This is a genomic window from Arcobacter sp. s6 (assembly GCF_040884245.1).
Lineage (GTDB): Bacteria > Campylobacterota > Campylobacteria > Campylobacterales > Arcobacteraceae > Aliarcobacter.
The window spans coordinates 25,082-43,956 of sequence record NZ_JBEVTN010000013.1 but is presented as its reverse complement, the minus strand read 5'-3'; the positions used below and the strand labels follow the sequence as shown (position 1 = coordinate 43,956).

17 protein-coding genes are annotated in these 18,875 nt (G+C 26.1%); 9 read left to right on the top strand and 8 right to left on the bottom strand.

What is annotated here, in order from left to right:
- Positions 1-37: 37 nt before the first annotated feature.
- The 6 genes from ABVS04_RS09320 to ABVS04_RS09295 form a co-directional block, all read right to left on the bottom strand.
- Positions 38-2,368 carry an AAA family ATPase gene (locus ABVS04_RS09320; protein WP_368030432.1) on the bottom strand — a complete coding sequence of 777 codons (2,331 nt, stop codon included), beginning with the start codon at positions 2,366-2,368 and terminating at the stop codon, positions 38-40.
- Positions 2,368-2,733 carry a hypothetical protein gene (locus ABVS04_RS09315; protein ID WP_368030431.1) on the bottom strand — a complete coding sequence of 122 codons (366 nt, stop codon included), beginning with the start codon at positions 2,731-2,733 and terminating at the stop codon, positions 2,368-2,370. Before ABVS04_RS09315 ends, ABVS04_RS09320 begins: the two co-directional genes overlap by 1 nt.
- Positions 2,730-3,080 (bottom strand): arsenate reductase (glutaredoxin), encoded by a 351-nt coding sequence (gene arsC / locus ABVS04_RS09310; protein WP_368030430.1) that lies wholly within the window; start codon positions 3,078-3,080, stop codon positions 2,730-2,732. The genes ABVS04_RS09315 and arsC overlap by 4 nt, the downstream gene beginning before the upstream one ends.
- Positions 3,081-3,166: 86 nt before the next feature.
- The gene (locus ABVS04_RS09305) at positions 3,167-4,123 is read right to left on the bottom strand and encodes a hypothetical protein (protein ID WP_368030429.1); all 957 of its coding nucleotides are present in this window, start codon (positions 4,121-4,123) and stop codon (positions 3,167-3,169) included.
- Positions 4,124-4,181: 58 nt separating this feature from the next.
- Positions 4,182-5,840 (bottom strand): GMC family oxidoreductase, encoded by a 1,659-nt coding sequence (locus ABVS04_RS09300; protein ID WP_368030428.1) that lies wholly within the window; start codon positions 5,838-5,840, stop codon positions 4,182-4,184.
- Positions 5,837-6,331 (bottom strand): gluconate 2-dehydrogenase subunit 3 family protein, encoded by a 495-nt coding sequence (locus tag ABVS04_RS09295; RefSeq protein ID WP_368030427.1) that lies wholly within the window; start codon positions 6,329-6,331, stop codon positions 5,837-5,839. Before ABVS04_RS09295 ends, ABVS04_RS09300 begins: the two co-directional genes overlap by 4 nt.
- 42 nt (positions 6,332-6,373) lie before the next feature.
- Here ABVS04_RS09295 and ABVS04_RS09290 point away from each other — a divergent pair, with 42 nt between their 5' ends.
- From ABVS04_RS09290 to ABVS04_RS09250, 9 genes are all read left to right on the top strand, one after another.
- Complete coding sequence (locus ABVS04_RS09290) at positions 6,374-8,260, top strand: flagellar hook-length control protein FliK (RefSeq protein ID WP_368030426.1); 1,887 nt, start codon at positions 6,374-6,376, stop codon at positions 8,258-8,260.
- A 1-nt stretch (position 8,261) separates the two neighbouring features.
- Positions 8,262-8,585: an EscU/YscU/HrcU family type III secretion system export apparatus switch protein gene (locus ABVS04_RS09285; RefSeq protein ID WP_368030425.1), complete on the top strand. Its 324-nt coding sequence runs from the start codon at positions 8,262-8,264 to the stop codon at positions 8,583-8,585.
- 62 nt (positions 8,586-8,647) lie between these two features.
- Entirely contained in the window at positions 8,648-9,088 is a 441-nt protein-coding gene (locus tag ABVS04_RS09280) for a hypothetical protein (RefSeq protein WP_368030424.1), read from the top strand.
- Entirely contained in the window at positions 9,085-10,863 is a 1,779-nt protein-coding gene (mrdA, locus tag ABVS04_RS09275) for a penicillin-binding protein 2 (RefSeq protein WP_368030423.1), read from the top strand. The genes ABVS04_RS09280 and mrdA overlap by 4 nt, the downstream gene beginning before the upstream one ends.
- A 70-nt stretch (positions 10,864-10,933) precedes the next feature.
- The gene (gene fliP / locus ABVS04_RS09270) at positions 10,934-11,662 is read left to right on the top strand and encodes a flagellar type III secretion system pore protein FliP (RefSeq protein WP_368030421.1); all 729 of its coding nucleotides are present in this window, start codon (positions 10,934-10,936) and stop codon (positions 11,660-11,662) included.
- A 128-nt stretch (positions 11,663-11,790) separates the two neighbouring features.
- On the top strand, positions 11,791-13,140 hold the full coding sequence (locus tag ABVS04_RS09265; RefSeq protein WP_368030420.1) for a TolC family protein: 1,350 nt from the start codon (positions 11,791-11,793) through the stop codon (positions 13,138-13,140).
- Entirely contained in the window at positions 13,140-13,901 is a 762-nt protein-coding gene (locus ABVS04_RS09260; protein ID WP_368030419.1) for an efflux RND transporter periplasmic adaptor subunit, read from the top strand. Before ABVS04_RS09265 ends, ABVS04_RS09260 begins: the two co-directional genes overlap by 1 nt.
- Positions 13,902-13,910: 9 nt before the next feature.
- Entirely contained in the window at positions 13,911-15,470 is a 1,560-nt protein-coding gene (locus tag ABVS04_RS09255) for an efflux RND transporter permease subunit (protein WP_368030418.1), read from the top strand.
- A gap of 8 nt (positions 15,471-15,478) precedes the next feature.
- Positions 15,479-17,134, top strand: a complete 1,656-nt coding sequence (locus ABVS04_RS09250; protein WP_368030417.1) for an efflux RND transporter permease subunit — start codon at positions 15,479-15,481, stop codon at positions 17,132-17,134.
- A gap of 30 nt (positions 17,135-17,164) precedes the next feature.
- Here the strand turns inward: ABVS04_RS09250 and ABVS04_RS09245 are convergent, their stop codons facing one another.
- Together ABVS04_RS09245 and ABVS04_RS09240 are read right to left on the bottom strand one after the other, a co-directional pair.
- Positions 17,165-18,016 (bottom strand): transglutaminase domain-containing protein, encoded by an 852-nt coding sequence (locus tag ABVS04_RS09245; protein ID WP_368030416.1) that lies wholly within the window; start codon positions 18,014-18,016, stop codon positions 17,165-17,167.
- A 24-nt stretch (positions 18,017-18,040) separates the two neighbouring features.
- On the bottom strand, positions 18,041-18,829 hold the full coding sequence (locus tag ABVS04_RS09240) for a transglutaminase family protein (protein ID WP_368030415.1): 789 nt from the start codon (positions 18,827-18,829) through the stop codon (positions 18,041-18,043).
- Positions 18,830-18,875: the final 46 nt, after the last annotated feature.

Genomic DNA, 18,875 nt, shown 5'->3' with positions numbered 1-18,875 from the left:
TTTTAGATATAATACAAAAGAGTTGCTTTTATGTTTGTTAAACAATAATTTTTTCTATGTTTTCTGAAATATTTTTTTGTTCTTTCTTCGATAGCAGGTCATTTATAACAGATTCTCTAATTGTTATTTCTAGTTTTTTACATGCACTTTTAAAAGCTTCTTCTTCACCTACAATAAAACACATTTTTTTTGCTCTTGTGATTGCTGTGTATAAAAGTTTTGTATTATGCATAATATAGTGGGAGAAACTCATAGGAATCAAAGCATTCTCATACTCCATTCCTTGAGTTTTATGTATTGTTAAACAGTATGCTAAAGATAATAATGAATGAACATTATCAAAATCATAAAATACTACCATATCATCATTTGGATATAAAACAATACATTTTTCTTCATCAAAATCTAATTTAATTATAAGTCCCAATTGACCATTGTAAACTCTTCTTTCTAGGAAATCTGTTGATGCACTTTTATACATACTCATTGTTTGAGCTTTCATATTTTCATTTTTTATATGTATTACTTTATCTGTTAATTTATATTCATAAACTTTTGAAACAAAAGCTTTTCCCTTTGTATGATTAAAAAGCTTTTGAAGTTGAATATTTAAATTATCAACACCTAAAGTTCCAGCTTTCATAGGTGTAATTACTTGGAAAAGTGTTAAAGCTTTTGATATTTTCTTTTTCTTTATATATTCATAATACTTTTCAATATATGATGATGAAATATTTAAAATATTATTTAAAATATATTCAGAATTTTCACCTCTTAAATCTGCAAAATCATTTGAAGAAATAGAATTTTTTTGTGAATAATAATTTAATATTGAAACATCTATAAATTTAAAATCTTCGTATTCTTCTTTATAAGCTGGAACTTCACCTTTTCTAATATCATTTGCAATAACTGCTATAGCTTGATTTTCACTTTGTCTATAAATTTTTGTTAATTTACAAATGGGAGCAAGTTCAAATTTTATAGCATCAGCAAGTACATTTCCAGCACCAATAGCAGGTAATTGTCCATCATCACCTACGATTATAAATATAGTATCATCATCAATTTTTGATACAATTTGATAAAAAGTAACAGAATTTACCATTGATGCTTCATCTAATAAAATAGCTTTATATGGAAAAAAATCTTTTTCTTTGTGCTTCATCAAAAGTGATTGAATAGTTGAAGAGTTATAACCTGTAGTATCTGCAATTCTTTGAGAAGCAATTCCTGAAAGTGCTATAGTCATAATATCATCATAAGACATTGTTTCTTCAAGAAGTTCTAAAATCGCCCTACTTGAAGTTGATTTTCCAGTTCCTGCGTAACCTATTAAAAATAGTGTTTTATCTCCATTATTTATAAGTTCAACTGCTTTTTTTTGTTCAGGACTTAACTCAAACCCTAAAGTTTCTTGTTTTTTTACTAGATACTCATCAAAAGTAGCAATGATTTTTCTATTTTTTTCATCTTTTCTTCTTTGAAAAAAATCAAGTATTCTTTTTTCTGCATAATAAAGCATTGACAAGGCATATCTATTTTCACTTGTTACAAAAATATCTTCATCAACTAACATTTTAGAAATAGCTTGTTCATATAAAAGCTCTTCATTATGAAATCTTAAGGAATCATCTAAAAGTTTGTATAAATGAAACTTATCAATAGAAGAGTTTCCATTATTATCACAAAATTCTCTTAGCGTATAATTTAAACATGCCATTATTCTAAATTCACTTCGAGGGTCAATTCCCAGTGATTTAGCTATTTCATCAGCTCTTTTAAATCCAATTCCTTTTATGTTTATCAAAATATAAGGATTAGTTTTTATTTTTTCAATTAAATTATCAATTTCACCTAAAGAGGCATATATTTTAGTAATTAGATTAGATGTAACACCAAACTTTGCTAGAAAGGAACCTAACTCTCTTAAGTGTTTAAATTTTTGCCAAGAAGAAACTATAGTTTGAAGTTTTTTTTCTTTTATACCTTTGAAATCTAAAAGCTCCTGAGGTTTATCATTTAATATTTCAACAAGTTCTTCTTCTGTATATTTTTCAAGGAGTTCATGGGCAAATTTTTTACCAACACCTTTTACAATTTTTGTAAGAAAAAAGAAAATTTCTGCTTCTTTTAGTTCCAAAGTATCAAATTCAAATTGAACACCATATTTTTTATGGGTTGTCCAGTTTCCTTTTAAAATAACTTCTTCACCAACAATTTTTTCGATATCTGTATCAAAATATGCTCCACAAATTTTTTGATTGTTTTCCAAAACTGCTATTATGTATTTTGTTTCTTCATTTTTATATAAAATTTTTTTTATAACTCCCGATAATTTGAAACTTTTATACTCTTCTTGAGCCATTAATATCCATCGTTGAAGCTTTGATTTTTGTGCTTATCTTTTTTATATGAGCTTCTATTTTTCTCTTTTTGTAGAAGATTTGCATCTTTTAATAAGTTTGCTCTTTCTTCTTCAAAAGTTTTACTATGTTCATTTACATAAAACATTGTTCGATTTATATAGTCTTTTAAATCTGTATAATAATCTGAGTATAAATCTATTTCTTTTGTTTTAGTGAACTCATCATAGTTTTTTATGGTTCTTTGTATAAATAAATCTTTATCAAAGTTATCTAATTTTAATAAAGAAACAGTTCTTGTAAAAAATTTTTCTAATACTCTTATATATTTTATTCTTTGTTGTTTTTCGTTTATTTCATATATCATTTAATTAGCTCTTCTAAATTTTCAATAGGTCTAGCAATCACAGCAGTATCACCTTTTATTATAATTGGTCGTTCAATTAATATTGGATGTTCTATCATAATATCTATTAGTTTTTCTTCATCAATAATGTCTTTTAGATTTAATTCTTTATAAATATCTTCACCTGTTCTTAAAAGTTCAGATGCTTTCATATTTAGTTTTTTTAATACTTCTTTTAATTGATCTTTTGAAGGATTTGTTTCAAGATATTTTATAACATCAGCATTGATACCTTTTTCTTCTAAAAGAGTCATTGCATTTCTTGATTTTGAGCATTTTGGATTGTGCCAGATTTGAATGTTTTGCATATTTTATACCTAATATTATATTAGTGTACATTATATCCAAAACTTTTTTTACAGAAGATAAATATCACATTTTGTAATATTTTATCTTAGAAAGTTCCAGTTAAACTTATTGTTGGACCTTCAAACTCTGCTTTATATTCTTTATCATCTTCAATAAAATCATTTTCAATAGTTCTATTTCTATATCCAGCACTTAAAATTAAACTATCATTTTTAAGTAGTTTATATCCAAGATTCAAATAATATTCATATGAATATGAAATATTGTTATTTTTTCCATAAGAAACTCCATATTCTACTTGTAAAATATCATTACTATTTTTCATATTTAGTTCTAATGAAATAAATTCTTCTTTATCTTTAGAAGTAGAGTTAAAATCAACATTTTTCCAATCCAAGTTAAATTTATTGTAAGCAATCCCAAAATTTATTTTATTAATACTGTACATATAATAAAACTTATACCAATTTACTGTTGTTTCTAAATCTGAACCTGTAATTAATACTTTGTCAAAATAAGATTTTGTTTCAAAACCTTCTGCTTTTAAATTATGATTTTTATATGAAACTGTTATTTCAGGAATTAAAACTGATTCTTTATCTTCAGCATTAATTCTTTCTGTAGCAGTAATATCCGTAATTAAATATGCATATGTAAGTTTTGGCGTCACAGAAAAATCTTTAGAAAAACTATTATCACTATATTTCACTTCATCTTTTAAAATATTCTCTTTTTTATACTCTTTTACAAATGTTTTATTTTCTACTTTTGTATTTGGTATTACTTCTTTTTTTTCTTTTATATTTTCAGAAATATTTACTTTTGTTTCTTTTATTTCATCTTTTTCAAGAGGTTCTATTACATCATCACTCTCTTGTGATACTGCCGTATAAGTTTTTGTTTCAATTTCTTCATTTATATTAGTTTTACTTATGAAATTATACTCTTGCTTTTTACTATGAGATAACTCACTTACAGGGATATATTCATCACTTGCAAATAAGCTTAAGGCTAAAAAAGGAAGAACAACTGTTTTTTTCATAAATAATCTCCAAATATATTAATAAAAAGATAGTACCCAAGCTTTAATAAAAAATTATTTAAATAGTTATATTTTCAAAATTTTCTTTTATATAATCAGCTACTCTAAAAGAGTTTGCATATATAGTCCATGTAAAAGGTACACTTCCTCCTGTTGGCATAAAACTTCCATCTGTTACAAAAAGATTTGAAACTTCATGGGCTTGACAATATTTATTTAAAACAGAAGTTTTAGGATTCTCCCCAAATCTACAACCACCTGCTTGTAGGTTAGAAGAAGGAAGTGATGAAATATCTGAAATTATATTTTTCCCACCCATTTTTTCAAAAACTTTCACAGCTTTTTCTTTTATAAAATTTGCAGCTTTTAAATCTTGTTCATGACTTCCTATTCTTATATTTGCTACAGGAATTCCGTATTTATCTTTATACTTTTCATCTACACTTATAAAAGAATTATCATTTGGAGTCCAATCTAAAAATAATTCCATATTTAAAGTTCTAGTTTTAGTAAATCTTTCAAATATACTATTTTGCAACTTTTCACCAATGACTAAGTTATTATTTTCATCATATCTTAAAAATGATGCTCTTCGTATAGGATTTGCATGTTCAAAAAGCATATCAATAGTTCCACCCTTAAACTCTTTTGTATAATACCAATCCATAATTGATCTATTGACAAAAAGACCTGAAGCTAGTAAATCTTCTAAAGGCAAATTTGATTCATCAAAGGTAGCACTTACTATTCCACCACTACTTGATAAAAAATTTTTGCCTACATTTCCACTATTATTTGCTAAGCCATTAGGAAAGTTTTCATCTTTTGAATTTAGTAAAAGTCTTGAACTTTCAACTGCTTGCGCAGCTAGAACAAAAAGTTTGGCATTTATCTCTTTTTTACTACCCTCTTTTGTTAAATATGTAGCTGATTTTATTTTTTTATCTTTTGAAGTATTTAGTTTTATTACAAAAGCATTTGGAATTATTTTTACGTTATTTGTTACTAGTGCATCTTTTATTAAAGAAGCTCGTGAACTTCCTTTTGCAGCACTAGAACAAGCATAAGAACCGCAATAATTTGAATAATAACAAGGATTTCTATGTCCTTTTTGTTTTGTTAGTATTGCCCTTGGTGTTTTTATGCTTTTATAATTTAAATCTTCGCAGGCTTTATCTATTAAGTTTACAATTTTGTTTTCTTCTAATGGGGGATATGGAAAATCTTTTGTACTTCGTGGCTCCATAAACTCATACTCTTGAACTTCCCCTGAAATTCCAACAACTCTTTCTACTTTTTCATAATACTTTTCCATATCCTCATAAGAGATAGGCCAATCAACTATATTTGAGTTTTTAGAAATTCCATAAATAGAGGCTAATTTAAAATCATTTGGTTTAAGTCTATGAAAATATCCACTCATAAAATTTGAAGATCCTCCAAGAAGATTTCCATTCCAAAAGCTCCAACCTGTTTCATATGTTGGAAATTTTTGCCAAAAGCCCTCTACAAACTCTTCAATAGTGTGATATTCATCTTTTAAATTTGGTGTGTAAATTGGACGTCTAACAAGAGCTATTTCATCTTTTGAAAAATCTTTTTCGTTGTAAATATCCCCTTTTTCTAAAACACAAACTTTTAAGCCTTTTTGACTGAGTTCATAAATAATAGGACCAGCTCCTGCACCACTTCCAATAACACAAACATCATAAATCATATTTTTTGTCCATAAGTTTTCAAAGGCTGTGGATATCCAATATTATGATTTATACTCGTCCAGCCTATTTTATTGAAGTTTCCACCATATAAAGGATCACTAAACATAGCTTCTATTCCATAATAAGATAATCTTGTAATCCAAGATTTAGCATATTGACTTTTTTTTATTATTGAAAAGATTAGTTCTTTTTTTTCTTCTTCTTTTAGTGTTAAAAACTCAGGGAAACTATTATAAAAGTCTTTTGTTCCATCTATTATCAATATCTTATCATCATTATCAAAACTTTTATGGGAAATATTTTTAACTAAATAATTTAAAGCTTCAAACTCTTTAGAACTTGGCATTGTATTTGTTTTTGGAAATATAATATTTAATACTTCATCTAAAATTAACAATGAATCTTTTGAAAAATCTCTTGCAATTATTATGTTTGAAGAGAATAAAAAAGCAGTAATAGTTGTAAATTTTATAAAGTTTCTTCTTTTCATAAAAAAATTATAACTAAAAAAGTGTTTATAAAGCATTTAGATATGCTATACTTTTGTATGTTAGTTTCAAATAATACATCATTAAATATACTATTGCCAAATGACAACAAAGCTTTAAAAGAGGTTTTAAAAGAAGCCGATTCAAAAAGTTTAGATCAGATGCTAAAAAACAATTCTACATCTGTAAAAGATGTTATAAAAGAATTATTTGATGGCTTAAAATCTGGAACAAAATCAAATACAGCAATAGAAAATGTTCTAAAAAACTCTACTGTTTTTAAAGAATTAGGAAATGTATCAAGTAATCTTAGTACTTTGATGGATGATATTTCACAAGATGAAAATTTGCAAAAATTTAAACCTCAAATAGAAAGCTTTCTAAAAAATATTAAAGATATGGATGCAAGTACTCTAAAAGAACAAATAAGTAAATCAGGTGTGTTTTTAGAATCAAAAATGACTCAAACGCCAAATGCAAAAATAGAAAATGTTTTAAATCAAATACAAAGTCTAGTAAAAAATATTGATACACCACAAGCAAAACAAGTAAATGATTTGCTTACAAAAACATTCCAAAGTTCAAGCACTAATGAATTAACAAGTAATTTAAAACCCCTTACTTCATCTTTACAGAATTTAAATAGTTCTTTAAGTACTCCTCAAACCCAAAATTTATCAACTCTTACAAACCAATTAAAAGAGTTTTTAGGTTCAGGAGCTTTAATCGAATCAAAGATAGAAAATAATACTACGTCAAAGTTAAACCCACAAATTAAAGAAGCAATAAATACTCAAACTAAAGATTTATTAGTTCAAATAAAAAATGATTTACTTCAAAGTCCAAGTTCAATAAGTAAAGATACTTTAAATCAAATTCAAAATTTAGTAAAAAGTATGGATATTCCAGAAGCAAAACAAATAAATGAAGTACTTAATAAAATCATTCAAAACCCAAATAGTGCTGATACTGCTAGTAATTTAAAAACACTTACTACATCTTTGGAGAATCTAAGTAATTCTTTAAATAATTCACAAACACAAATAAAAGAAGCAATAAATACTCAAACTAAAGAGTTATTAGTTCAAATAAAAAACGAGTTAATTCAAAATCCAAGTATTGCAAACAATAATACAACCATGCCATTAATTGATAATTTATTAAAAATGGATAATTTATTTGTAAAAGGTGAAAATATACAAAATTTATTAAATCAGAATAATATTAGTACTTTTGCAAATAACTTTTCATCAAATCTAAGCCCTTTATTAACAAACTTAAAAGAGAATCTTGAAATATTAAACCCAAATAATAATGCAATACAAAATCATGTTTTAAAATTAGTTGAACAAGTAGAAAATTTAGTAAAAGATTTAGTAAATCCAAAAGCTCACTCAAGTAATATTTCTGATGATATGAAGTCTATTTTATTACAAATTCAAGATGAAGTTAGTTCAAAAATAGATCCAAAATCTCAAGAAATAGCAAAGCAAGTAGATAAATTATTAACTCAAATAGATTATCATCAATTAGCATCAATAACTTCTAATTCAAATAATGTGTATTTACCATTTTTTTGGGAAATGCTTGATGATGGGAATATTACTATGAAAAAAACTGATGAAGATAAGTTCTATTGTCAAATAAATCTAACATTAAAAGATTTTGGTAAAGTTGATTTAATGCTTGCAATGTATGATAAAAATAAATTAGATTTAACTATTTACGCACAAAGAGAACATTTTAAAACAGCAATAAGAGATAATATGCAATCACTAAAAGTTGCTTTAAATAGTGTAGATTTAATTCCTGTAAATATCAAACTTTTAGATTTAAAAGAGGAACAAGAAGAAAAAAAAGAACCAACACAAGTTTATATAGAAAATTCTTACAATCAATCAATAACTTCAAGTATTGATATAAGGGCATAAAATGGAAAAAAATATTACACAAAAAGCAATTGCCTTAAAATATGATATTGAAAAAGATAATGCACCTAAAATTACTGCAAAAGGAAAAGGTGAAACAGCTTCAAATATTATTAAAATTGCAAAAGAGCATGATATTCCTATAAAAGAAGATGCAGATTTAATTGAGCTTCTATCTCAAATTGATATAGATAAAGAGATTCCTGGCTCTATGTATAAAGCTGTTGCTGAAATATTCTCTTTTATTTATGACTTATCAAATAATAAAAAAGATATAGATAATAAACTCAAAGAAAAAACTACAAATTCTCTTATTAATAAGTTTTGATATTCATATAAGATTTTTTATACTATAATCCAAACTTATTCAAAATAAAATATTAGATACATATGACAAGAAACAACCTAGATAATCCATTTTTTTTATTTATAGTACTATTAATTGCAATTACAATAAACACTATTGCATCAATACATTTTCTACTAGTAATGCTTGCTGGAATTTTATTCACTGCATTTTATAGATGTCTTAGAAAAAGATATTTATATTCACTAGCATTTGTAATCATATCATTTTTATTCATCGAAATAAATACAGGATTAAAGCCCTTTTCCTTGAGTCTTTTATCTTTATTTATCTATATTTTTATTCTTCCAAGGGAAGAAAATTCAATGTCTTATAGCACAGGGAATAGTTATATTTATATAATATTCTTTTATATAGGACTAATTATTATGTGGGCTATATCATTTGGATTAACACAAGATATATTTATATCTTTAGTTATAAATACAATTATAGATCTGCTATTTCTAGGAGCCTTTCTTTGAAAATAAGATTAATCATAATTTTTCTATTAATTTTCGCAATTGTTATTACGTTACTTTCAAGAGTATATTTTTTAAGTATTAAATCAAATACATATTATGAAGAATTGTCAAAAAATAATTATATAAATAGAGTTAATAAAATACCAATTCGTGGAATTATAGAAGATAGAAATGGTGAAAAATTAGCCATTAATGAAATGGGTTTTACTATTTTGATAAAACCTCATTTAAGTTCATACAAATATAAAGATCAATTGGAAAAAATTATTGATTTGATTGTAAAACATTTTCCAAAATATGAAAAAGAAAAATTATTAAAAGAGTATAAAAAAGCCGATTCTTCTTATAATCATGATTTTATAGAAATAATTGATTATATACCTTATGATGAATTTTTCTCAAAATATACAATATTAGCATCCAAAGAAGATATAAAAATAGAATCTTCAACAAAAAGATATTATCCTCAAAAAGAGGTAGCTTCACATATTATTGGATATGTGGGGAAAGCTTCCAAAATCGATATTTTAAATAATGAATTATCTTCATATAATGGAATAATTGGTAAAAATGGGTTAGAAAAATATTATAACACTAAACTACAAGGTGAAATGGGTTATAAGGATGTAAAAGTAAATGCATTGAACAAAGAAATTGAAATATTAGATGAAAAAGAGCCATCAATTGATAACAATATTAAAATTACTTTAGACATAAATCTTCAAAAATATATTCAAGAAATTTTTACAGGTAAAAGTGGAGCTGTAATTGTAATGGATGCAAGAAACGGTGAGCTATTATCAGCTGCATCATTTCCGGAGTTTGATAATAATATTTTCGCAAGGGGAATTTCAGTAAAAGAATGGAACGAAATGAGAAATGATTTTAATCATCCTTTTACAAATAAAATTATAAATGGTCTTTATCCTCCTGGATCTGTAATTAAAATGGGTGTCGCATTATCTTTTTTAGAAAACAATATAAAAGACAATTTCAATGTAAATTGTTCTGGTTCTATAACAATTGGAAATAGAAACTTTAGATGTTGGAAATCAAGTGGACATGGTAATGTAGGATTTAGAAAAGCAATAAGTGAAAGTTGTGATGATTTCTTTTATAAAGGTAGTTTGAAAATTGGTATTAATAAAATATCTACTACCCTCGATAAATTAGGTTTTGGGCAACAAACAGGTGTTGACCAAATTAATGAATTCTTTGGTGTAAATCCAAATAAAGAATGGAAAGAAAAAAAATACAATCAACCTTGGTATGTAGGTGAAACTGTAATTTCATCAATTGGGCAAGGAAATGTATTAGTTACTCCTTTACAAATTGCTAGATATACAAGTTATATTGCAACAGGAAAACTTCCTAAACCACATTTTTATAAAGCAACATACGAAGAGCCTAAAGAATTAGATATTCCAAAAGAATATTTGGATGTTTTAAGAAAAGGAATGTATGATGTTTCTTATGCAGAAAAAGGTACAGCTACTAAGCATATAAATTCGCAAGTTACAATTGCTTCAAAAACTGGAACAGCTCAAGTTGTATCAATTCCTCAATCTGAAAAAGTTAGAATGAAAGAGAGTGAATTACAATATTATGAAAGATCTCATGCTTGGATTACAACTTATGCACCATTTAAAAATCCTCAATATGTAGTAACTGTTATTGAAGAACATGGGGGGCATGGAGGAGAAGCAGCAGGAGATATTGCTAGTAAAATTTATGATAAATTATATGAATTAGGCTACATTACAAGTAAGGAGTAGCCTTTTCTTGATATATCATTTTAAACATTTTTTAGATACCATTGAACTCATTTTTTAGATAGGATTTTTTTTGAAAATTATAGTTACCTTATTACTTTTCTCTATTTTTGCATTTGCAGAGGATACAGCACCAATAGTAAACTTATCTGTTGCTGGAATTAACGAACCTGCACAATTTGTAAAAACAATCAACATAGCTATAATTTTAACATTAATGGCATTAGCACCAACGCTAATACTAATGGTAACTTCATTTACAAGAATTATAATCGTATTTTCCCTTTTAAGACAAGCTATGGGTTTACAACAAACTCCTCCAACTCAAATTATTATTTCTTTATCATTAATCTTAACAATATTTATTATGGAACCTTATGGGAAAAAATCATGGGAAGATGGAATTAAACCATATATGGATGAAAAAATAAGCTATGAAGTTGCCTTTGAAAGAGGAATTATACCTTTTAAAGAATTTATGATAAAAAATACGAGAGAAGATGATCTAGCACTTTTTTATAGAATAAAAAAAGAGCCAAATCCTAAAAATATTGATGCAGTTCCATTAACTCTTTTAATGCCAGCATTCATTGTAAGTGAATTAAGAACAGCCTTTGAGATAGGTTTTCTTATCTTCTTGCCGTTCTTAGTTATAGATATTATTGTGGCTTCTATTTTAATGAGTCTAGGGATGATGATGCTTCCACCTGTTATGATATCCCTACCCATAAAAATCATCTTTTTTATAGTAATTGATGGGTGGCAACTTATAATTGGAAATCTATCCCAAAGCTTTAAATAAGCTCTTATTATAATATATATAATAGTTTAATATATAACTTATATTTATAATTGTCTAAACACTTTTTTATATACATTTCCTATTTTTTAATGTATAATAATGCCTATATAGTGAACATAGGATAAAAAATGCATAAAATTTATTTATCATTATTGCTAGTCTCTTTTGCATATGCACAAAGTGTTAGTTTTGATAAAATATTAGAAACAACAATAAAAAATAGTAAAGATTTACAAGCGCAAAAATTAAATATAGATTCTTCAAAACTAGATATCGAAAATATTGATTCTGTTTCTTATGGAAAACTATCTCTTAGTGAAGAAATAAGCAGAACAAATCATGCTGGATATGTTTTTAATTATAAACTTTCTTCTAGAGAGGCTACTTTTAAAGACTTTGGATTTTCACAACAAAGTGAGGGACTTTATGTACAGCCAACAGATTTAAACTATCCAGAAGATAGAAATAACTTTAATACAAAACTAACTTATGATATTCCACTTTTTACAGGCTTTAAATTATCAAACCAAAAAGATATTTTAAAACTTCAAGAAAAAGCAAACACAATCAAATATAACTTAGATGTAAAAGAGTTAGAGTTTGAGGTTTTAAAAGCTTACAATAGTGCTGTTGTTGCAAAGGATTTTGTCAAAGCCTTAGAAAAAGCAAAAGAGTCTGTTTTATTTATGAAAAATGGTGCAATTGCTTTTCATAAAGAGGGACTTGTAACAAAAATAGATGTAAATGAAGCAAAAGTTTATGAATCAAATATAAACTCACAACTACTTGAAGCTAAAAACAACTTCCAATTAGCTCTTGCATATCTAGGTTTTTTAAGTTCTGATGATTCAATCACTGATGTTGAAAATCTTGAAAACATCTATTTTAAATTTCCAAATGAAAAAGAGCTTTATAAGCAAGCTTTAGAAAATAGAGATGAGTTAAAAATGCAAAATATTCAAGTAAATGCTAGTAAAAAAAATATAGATATTGCAAAAGCAACTTATTATCCTAGTGTTTTTTCAAGACTAGAGTACGGATATAATGATGATACTTTAACTCTATCCCAAGATAAAGACTATTATATGGCAATGATTGGTATAACACTCACTTTATTTGATAATACTAGAAGTATAGAAAAACAAAAAAGCCAAATAGAGTATAAAAAAGCTAATTTAAATGAAGAAAAATTAAAAGACGCTATTAAATTAGAACTAAAAAAAGCCATGCTTAATTTAGGAACAAAAGAAAAAATATTAGAAGAGAAAATAGAAGCTAAAAACTTAGCCTTTGATATTTTAGAACAAGCAAAACTTCAATATAAAAATCAATTAATTTCCATGACAACCTTACTTCAACAAGAAGCAAACTATAGAAAAAATGAAGCTTTATTAATAGAAGCTAGATATGAAAAATCTCTTGCTTTAGCTTCACTAAATCTTGTTTTGGGAAAAAATATTAATGAGGAAAAAAACTAATGATAAAAATATTACTAACAACTATTTTTTGCGTAAATCTATTTGCAAATCAACTAGAACTTTCAGGAACGGTAATATCTGATAATGAAAAGATTATTACAAGCAGAAATATGGGATATATCAAAGATGTTTATGTTCAAGAAGGCTCAACGGTAAAAAAAGGTGATATTTTATATGAAATCGATTCTTCAAATATAGATTCAAATAAAAAAGAAGTTCTTTTAAATCTTGAGATTTTGAAAAATCAAGCAAGAAATATTGAAATAAATTACAACAGATACAAAAGATTGCAAGAGCAAGATTTAGTATCAAAATATGATGTGGAACAACTTGAATTAAATTTAATGAATACTAAAAATATGATTTCAATAACAAACGCAAAACTAAAAGAAATTGACACACAGTATGATTATCTAAAAATAAAAGCACCAAATGATGGATTAATTATCAAAAAATCTATAAAAGCAGGTGAAATGGCTATGCCTTCTATGCCTGCATTTATATTAACTGATTTATCAAATCTTTTAATAAAAACAGATATTTCAGAAACTGATTTAAAAAATATTAAAATAGGTCAAAAAGTAGATATACAAATAGTTTCCCAAGAATTCAAAACAAAAGGAGTAATTGAAGCTATTATTCCAAATATAAATACAATGACCCATTCATTTGTATTAAAAATATCTTTTAATAAAGAGAATTTTAATATTTATCCTGGAATGTATTCAAAGATTTTAGTTGATTTAGCAAATGCTAATTAGGAATTTTAAATGAATAGTAAAATAGATAAAGATTTAAATATAGCAGGAAAACTATCCTTAGCTTTTATAAATCATCCTTTAACATTTATTTTTGGATTTTTTATTTTAGCCTTGGGTTACATTTCACTAATTGTAATGCCAAGAGAAGAAAATCCTCAAATAAAAGTAAGTGGTGGTGTTGTAATCGTAGCACTTCCTGGAGCAAATCCAAGTGAGATACAAAAAGTCATAATTGAGCCTTTAGAGAAAAAAATAAGAGAAATAAAAGGTGTTGAAAATATCTATTCATTTGCAAAAGATTCAGTAGGAATAGTACAAGTTCAATATTTCATTGGTGAAAACAAAGAAGAATCAAATCTAAAACTTTATGATCAAGTTATGAGAAATATGGATTTAATGCCACAAGGTGCAATGCAACCAATAATTAAAACCATGGATATAGATACTGATATTCCAATAGCTACTATTGCTTTTTATGCAAATAAAATAGATGGTAAAGATGCTATTTTACAAACTGATTTATATAATGAAGTAAGCAAAATATCAAAAGATATAAACAAAATAAAAGATGTTGCTTTAGTTGATTTAAAAGGTGAAAAAAAAGAGCAGTTTAATGTGCAAGTTGATGCAAATAAACTTTCATCTTATAAGCTTTCATTAGCTCAAGTTATGAAGCAAATAGAAGCTCTTTCATATAAAACACCAAATATAACAACAAATACCCAAAACTCTTCAATGGTAGTTTTTGGAATAAAGCAAGCAATTGAAAATGTAAATGATCTAGAAAACCTAATAATCTCTTATAATTTTCAAACTCCAATTTATCTAAAAGATGTAGCAAAAGTTGAAAAATCTTTTGATATTCAAAATAAAAAAGAGGCTTTAATTTATATAAAAAATGAAAAAGGAGATTTTGAAGAATCAAGTCAAATCACCCTAACAGCCTCAAAACTAAAAGGGGCTAACTCTGTAACTATAAATGAAAATATTTTTGCATATATGGATTCTATAAAAGATGAATTATTAGCAAAAAACATCAAATATATAATTACAAGAGATGATGGATACACAGCAAATAATGCAGTAAATGACCTTGTTGCTAATCTTTTGATTTCTATAGTTATTATTGCTATTTTACTTATTTTTACACTTGGATTTAAAGAAGCGATGATTGTATCTGTAATGGTTCCTATGATTTTATCACTTACTCTTTTTATAGGTTTTATATTTGGAGAAACAATAAATAGAATTACTTTGTTTGCACTAATTGTATCTTTAGGGATGTTAGTTGATGCAGCTATTATTGTAATTGAAAATATTCACAGACATAAAAAAGAATCACCAAATATTGATATAACAAATATTTCAATAAATGCCACAAATGAAATAGGAAATGCTACAAATATAGCAACAATTGCAATTATTATGACTTTTATTCCTATGTTTTTTGTAGGTGGAATGATGGGACAATTTATGCACCCTCTTCCTGTATTTGTACCTATTTCTCTAGCTATGTCACTTTTTGTGGCATATGCTTTTACACCATATTTAGTTAAAAAAGTTTTATAGGATTTAATATGAGATTAGAAAAATTTATTTACAATATTTTGCAAAGTCCTTTTAAATCTTTTATGGTTTATTTCATTACTTTGATTTTATTTATTTTAAGTATTGCAACATTTCCAACACAAATAACAAAAGCAAAAATGCTTCCGAGTAAGGATGCTGATACTTTTTCTATTTATGTGGATTTAAAAGATGGTTCAAGTATAAATCAAACAAAAGAAGTTGTACAATGTATTACAAGAAAACTTCAAGATAATGAAAATATCACAAATATTTCAGCTTTTTTAGGAGAAGGGCAACCTCTAGATTTTGCAGCACTTGTAAAACAAAGTGCACTAAAAGACAAAGAATCACAAGCTGAAATAATGGTAAATATAAAAAAATTAGAAAATAGAGATATCACTAGTTATAATCTTGTAAGCCAAATAAGAGATGAAGTACAAAAAAACTGCTCTTTATACGAAGCTAATATCAAATTTATAGAACTACCTGCTGGTCCTCCTGTTTTGGCTTCTATTGTTACAGAAATATATGGTGGAGATAGTTTTCAAAGTAGAAGAGATTTTGCTATAAAAATTGCTCAAATTCTAAAAAATCAAGCAACATTAGTTGATGTTGATATTTTAGCAGATAAAGATTTTGTAATGTATGAACTTGAGCTTGATAATTCAAAAGCAATTATTAGTAATGTTGATTTAGAACAAATAAAAAATATACTTTATTTAGCTTTTGAAGGAATGAAAGTATCTGTAATAAATAAATCAAATGTGCAAAATCAAATACCAATTTTTTTAAGACTTGATGATTCAAGATTATTAAATAACTCTAGTGTAAATGATTTAAAAGCTAAACTTCAAACTCTAAAAATCATAAATGCACAAGGAAATACAGTTAGTGTTTCAGAATTTGTAAAAATAAAAGAAGTAATAAAAGAGCCAACAATAACTTCAAAAAATCTAAATTTGATGATAAATGTAATAGCTGAAACTTCTAAAGATAGTCAAATTTATCCTTTATTAGATGCAAGAAATGAAATGCTAAATAGTTTAAGTTCTGATTATGAAGTTATAAAAACAAATTTGTTAAACCTATCATTTATAGATAAAAAAACAAATGAAAAATTTGATTTAGTTTTTGATGGGGAATTAAAAGTAACCATCGATACATTTATAGATTTAGGCGGTGCTTTTATTATTGCCCTTGTATTAATCTTTTTTCTAATGGTTATGTATTATAAAAGTTTTGCAATTTCAGGTGGAATCGTATTATCAAGTTTTATATCAATAATTGGAGTTATATTTGCACATATAATTATGGATTTATTAACAGTTGATATTTTTTATTTAACAGCAACTTCACTTATAGGATTTATTGGACTCATTGGAATAAATTCAAGAAATTCAACTTTAATTATAGATTTTTCAAAACAATTAATAGATGAAAAAAATCTCAGCATAAACGAAGCCATAGCAAAAGCTACAGCAACACGTTCTAAGCCAATAATTCTTACGGTTCTAACAATGGTGTTTGCAAGTGCTTTAATAGCAAATGATGCAGTGTTTGGAGGTCTAGGAGTTGCACTTATAGGAGGAACTTTAATCTCTTATGTTGTTTCTATGTTTTTTGTACCCGTTATTATCAAAAATCAGTTAAAAAAGATTTTATAATCTTTTTTAACTAAATAGTACTTCTTAAAACTAACATAAAGTTACCCAAACTCCGACATCTAAAGTTGAAATAGCAACTCCTGAAAAAGAACCTGAAATGGGAGAGATATTATTAGGTAATCTTGATACCGCAACTGCAATATGATCTTTACCTACAATATTACCAATTGTAGGGTCAAAACCAATCCATCCAGCACCTGGAACGTAAACTTCAGCCCATGCATGTGTTGAGCCCACTTGTTCACTCATTAAAGGAGCATATAAATAACCACTTACAAATCTTGTAGCAAGACCTAAGCATTTTACAACTTCCATAAATAAATAGGCAAAATCACGACAAGAACCTGTTCCTAAAGATAATGTTTCATTAGCACTTTGAACACCTGATTCTTCTCTTATTTTATAGGTAAAGCTTTTATAAATATGAGTGGTTAATCTTTGAAGTAAAGTATAAGTTTGTATCTCTTCATTGATTTTATATATATTAAAAATCCAATTATTTAATAGTTTTCTTGTTTGCTCATCTGGAAGTATTCTATATGCCCCTAAAATTAAATTATCATCATCTTCATATTTAAATGGATAATTGATAGCATAAGATGAAACTAAAAAGTCTAAAGGTGATTCGTTATATTGTTGGATTATCAATTCACTATCAATTAATAATTGTTGCGTTGATTGTGTAAAATTTGCAATTGCAACAGAATTATCTTCAACATCTCTGTGCCATAAAATTTTAGCCTTAGGAGTAATATTTAAAACAAAATTTTCAATTCTTAGTTCATGATTTTCTCTTGGTCTTAAAAGCAAAGAATGAGGACCTAAATTAACGCTATTTGAATAGTTGTAATAAGTTCTATGAATAATTTTAAAGCGTTGCATAATTTATCCTAAATTTTAGTTTATTTACTCTTTTATCTTTTTTACTTTAACCTTTTGAGAACTAGGGAAAAGTGTCGCTCCATATTGGTTATAAACAGCAACATCAGCTGCATCTCTTCCATATGCGATTACAACATATCCTTCTTTATTTGCTTCTTGTGTTGCATCAAATCTATACCAAGCATCTCCTAAATAAACTTCAAACCAAGCATGTAAATCCATCGGTTCTAATTTATATAAATATCCAACTACTATACGAGAAGGAATACTTATACTTCTACATAAAGCAATTGCAAGATGAGCAAAATCTCTACATACTCCATATTTTCTATTATTTACTTCAATAGCACTTACTTGAATATCACTACTACTATGTTCATAATTAATATTATTTCGTATCCAATTGGTTATTGCATTAACTTGTTCATATCCCAAAGCTAAGCCTTGAGTAATTTCAGATGCCATTAAATTAAAATAATCTGATTCACAATATCTACTTGGAAGTAAATATAAAAGTACATTTTCAGGTAAAGAATGAACTTCTATAAACTCTTTTCCAAAAGCATTATTATGATTTTTATTTATTTTAATTTTAGCTTTACTTTGAATTTTTAATTTTCCAGGAGGAGCAACAAATCTTTGATAAAAGTTACCATAAATATCTTGAAATTGTGTTATTTCTAAATTTGGTTTTATTATAAACTCTTCAAAAGTAATATGTTGATTTAAATCTCCACGAGGTCTTAACATAAATAAAAAAGGAGTCGTTTCAGAAATATAAAATTTGAAAGTACAACTAGTGGATAACCACATAAATCAATCCTTTTAGATAATATTTAAGTACATTGTACACTAAAAA

Excerpts from the sequence above, each read along its gene's own strand:
- ABVS04_RS09315 (WP_368030431.1), bottom strand. The coding sequence starts at position 2,733 with ATGATATATGAAATAAACGAAAAACAACAAAGAATAAAATATATAAGA.
- arsC (WP_368030430.1), bottom strand. The coding sequence starts at position 3,080 with ATGCAAAACATTCAAATCTGGCACAATCCAAAATGCTCAAAATCAAGA.
- ABVS04_RS09285 (WP_368030425.1), top strand. The coding sequence starts at position 8,262 with ATGGAAAAAAATATTACACAAAAAGCAATTGCCTTAAAATATGATATT.
- ABVS04_RS09250 (WP_368030417.1), top strand. The coding sequence starts at position 15,479 with ATGAGATTAGAAAAATTTATTTACAATATTTTGCAAAGTCCTTTTAAA.
- ABVS04_RS09300 (WP_368030428.1), bottom strand. The coding sequence starts at position 5,840 with ATGATTTATGATGTTTGTGTTATTGGAAGTGGTGCAGGAGCTGGTCCT.
- ABVS04_RS09290 (WP_368030426.1), top strand. The coding sequence starts at position 6,374 with ATGCTATACTTTTGTATGTTAGTTTCAAATAATACATCATTAAATATA.
- ABVS04_RS09280 (WP_368030424.1), top strand. The coding sequence starts at position 8,648 with ATGACAAGAAACAACCTAGATAATCCATTTTTTTTATTTATAGTACTA.
- ABVS04_RS09295 (WP_368030427.1), bottom strand. The coding sequence starts at position 6,331 with ATGAAAAGAAGAAACTTTATAAAATTTACAACTATTACTGCTTTTTTA.
- ABVS04_RS09255 (WP_368030418.1), top strand. The coding sequence starts at position 13,911 with ATGAATAGTAAAATAGATAAAGATTTAAATATAGCAGGAAAACTATCC.
- ABVS04_RS09245 (WP_368030416.1), bottom strand. The coding sequence starts at position 18,016 with ATGCAACGCTTTAAAATTATTCATAGAACTTATTACAACTATTCAAAT.
- ABVS04_RS09260 (WP_368030419.1), top strand. The coding sequence starts at position 13,140 with ATGATAAAAATATTACTAACAACTATTTTTTGCGTAAATCTATTTGCA.
- ABVS04_RS09305 (WP_368030429.1), bottom strand. The coding sequence starts at position 4,123 with ATGAAAAAAACAGTTGTTCTTCCTTTTTTAGCCTTAAGCTTATTTGCA.
- ABVS04_RS09320 (WP_368030432.1), bottom strand. The coding sequence starts at position 2,368 with ATGGCTCAAGAAGAGTATAAAAGTTTCAAATTATCGGGAGTTATAAAA.
- ABVS04_RS09265 (WP_368030420.1), top strand. The coding sequence starts at position 11,791 with ATGCATAAAATTTATTTATCATTATTGCTAGTCTCTTTTGCATATGCA.
- ABVS04_RS09240 (WP_368030415.1), bottom strand. The coding sequence starts at position 18,829 with ATGTGGTTATCCACTAGTTGTACTTTCAAATTTTATATTTCTGAAACG.